The organism is Thermoanaerobaculia bacterium, assembly GCA_035717485.1.
Lineage (GTDB): Bacteria > Acidobacteriota > Thermoanaerobaculia > UBA5066 > DATFVB01 > DATFVB01.
This window is the reverse complement of sequence record DASTIQ010000181.1, coordinates 1-2,781: the sequence shown is the minus strand read 5'-3', so window position 1 is coordinate 2,781 and position 2,781 is coordinate 1. Positions and strand designations below refer to the sequence as shown.

Sequence of the window (2,781 nt, the reverse complement as noted above, 5' to 3'; positions counted from 1 at the left end):
CTCCGGCTCGGGCCGGACGCCTCCCTCGTGGTTTCGGGAGCCCGTGGAATTTCTTCGTCCGCGCCTTCGGCCCTCGCGGCGGCGGCTCCGCGCGTCGTTTCCGGAGACGAATGGCAGTCGGCGACTTCGTCGGACGTTTCCGCCGCCTTGTCGGTCGGATCCGCGCGCGACGGGCGGCTCGAGCTTCGCGCGAGCGCTTCGGACATCGCCGAGCCGCTCCGGCTCTACTTCGACGGCGATCTCCTCGTCGACGTCGGCAGCATCTATCTTTTCGACGGAAATCGCCTGGAGAAGCTCTCCGGGTCCGCTTCCGCCCGCCTTTCGGAGCTCTTCGACGCCGCGCTGACGGCGGAGACGGGACGGATCGGTGGACGGATCGCCGCGCCTTCGCAGCAGGCATTCGCGCTCACGTCGAGCGACGGCAAGTATTACGCGGGCAGCGCGTCCCTGACGCTCCGGCCGACGCGAACGGACGTCTCGTGCGCGATGCGCCGCGTCCGACAGGTTCTGCAGAGCGACGCTTCCCGCGCCGAGAACGATTCCGAGATGCTCCGAATCTCGGTCGGGCAGGATCTCACCGTTCTGGGCTTCGATCCCTTCGGATCCGCCTGGCGCCTCATCGTCTCGTTCGAGAGCAACACGACTCCGGTCGCCGATCCGGCCGTGGAGGAGACCGCGCTCCTGAGGCACCGGCTGATGGGCGGTCTCTCGATCTCGTTCTGACCTTCCTTCCGGCGCTCATCCAGTCTGCCGCCACCAATTTCTGATCAGTCAGGGTTTCCAAATTTCCGGATGGCGTCCGAATGCTTGGATTCGCCGAGGAAACATGCTGGGAGATCGCGGGGTAAGCGCTTGCAAAAAAGGATGTTGTCACCGATCCAGATTGCCGGACTGGTGGCACTTCCGTTGCTGATCGAGTCCGGCGAATGAGAGAGATGAGGAAATGGCTCGGAGGAGCGGTTTTCCTCCTCTTCCTCGGCGGGACCCTCGCCGTCGCCTTTCTTTCCTTCCAGCGAAAGATCGAATCGTTTTCGCGGCTCGAAATGAACGCCCGCGCCGCGCGAGGCGAGGTCGAGGTCATCACACCCCCGGATCCCGAATCGACGGATTCCTCGCTTCGCGCGGGCGACCGCATCGTCCTGATCGACGGCCAGCCGGTCGCGGGGATCCCCGATCCGATCGGCGTTCTCTCCCGGCCGCCGTTCCCCCATGCGCTCGCGGTCGTCCGCGGGAACGAAGTCGCGGCCGCCGCCAGCGGAGCGCCGGCGCCGCACGTCGATCTCCCCTATCTCTTCCTCGCGTTCGTCGGCATCCTCTACCTGCTGATCGGGCTCGTCACCCTCGGCCGCGAGAGGACCACCCCGACGCAGCTCTTCACGCTCTTCTGCGTGAGCTCGTTCGCGATCGACGTTCTCACGCCTTCCGGCCCCGTCGACGGCGTCTGGAAGGCGATCTGGCTCTCGGAGGACGCCTACCGCGCGCTGGCTCCGGCCCTCCTGCTGCACTTCTTCCTCGTCTTTCCCCGCCGCGCGCGGTTCCGGGCCGCGGCCGTCTACGCGGTCCCGGCCCTGTATCTCGCCGGTCAGCTCGCGATCTCGATTCCCGGAGCGGTTTCTCCCGCCCGGCTCTCGTTCGGGGTGGAGTTCCTCGAGCGCTTCTGGCTCTTCTACTTCGCCGCCTACACGGCGGCGGCCATCGTGCGGATCGTGAACGCCGCGCGAAACCCGTCCGACGCGTCGTCGCAGCGGCAGGCGCGGTGGATCGCTCTCGGGACGACGTTCGGGCTCTCGCCGTTTCTCCTGCTCTACGCGATTCCCCGCGCCTTCGGGCTTTCGAGCACCTGGGCGGCGTGCGCCGGAGTCGTTCCGCTCGTCTTCGTGCCGCTCGGTTTCGCCTACGCGCTGTGGCGCTGGCGGCTGTGGGACGTCGACATCTTCGCCCGCGAGGCCGTCGCAACGACCGCGGCCGTCTTCCTGGGAGCGGCTTCGTTCGTCCTCGTCAATACGCTCCTGAACCGCGTTCTCGTCGGGTTCGCCTCGGAAGCGAAGAACCTCCTGGCGTTCGGGTCGGGTCTCTTCCTCGCGTCGCTCCTCGTCCCCGTCAAGAGGCGTTTCTCGAACGCGATCGAACGGTTCCAGTACGGCGAGACCTACCGCGCGCGCCGCGCGCTCCTCGACTTCTCGCGCGAATGGCGCGGCGTCCGCGACACCGCCCTCCTGGCCGAAGCGCTCGCGTCGTCCGTTTCGGACGCGCTGAAGGTGTCTCCCTGCCGGCTGTTCCTGTTCGACCGCGCGCTTCCGCCCGGGATCGCGCGGGAGGCGCTCGTCGAAAAGCTCTCGGCGGCCGATTCCGTGCGGATCCGTTCGGTGACCTTCCCCTCGGGGGAGGACCTGACGTTCCTCCGCCTCCACGAGGACGGATATCGCCATCTTCTCGCGCTCAAGTCCGGCGGGAGGATCGTCGGCGCCCTCGCGGTGGGAACGAAGGAAGGGGGCGTTCCGCTCTCGAGCGAGGACCATGCTCTTCTCGTGACCGTCCTCGCGCAGGCTTCCCTCGCGTTCGAGAACTCCGAGCTCTACCGCGCGCTCGAGCGCCGAATGGACGAGATCCGCTCGCTGCAGGAATTCCAGGAAGGGGTGATCCGCTCCTCCTCCGCGGGCATCATCGTGCTCGACGCGTCGGGAACGCTCGTTTCGGTCAACCCGGCGTTCGAGAACCTGATCGGCGCCGCCGAGGCGGACCTGATCGGGCGCCCGCTCGCCGGGATCCTTCCGGAGATTC

2 protein-coding genes are annotated in these 2,781 nt (G+C 67.3%); both read left to right on the top strand.

Annotation, left to right across the window (positions count from 1 at the left end):
- On the top strand, nucleotides 1–723 hold a 723-nt coding region (locus VFS34_09635; GenBank protein HET9794711.1), incomplete at its 5' end, for a hypothetical protein.
- 212 nt (nucleotides 724–935) lie between these two features.
- Nucleotides 936–2,781: PAS domain S-box protein (locus tag VFS34_09630; GenBank protein HET9794710.1), on the top strand; the 1,846-nt coding region annotated here is incomplete at its 3' end.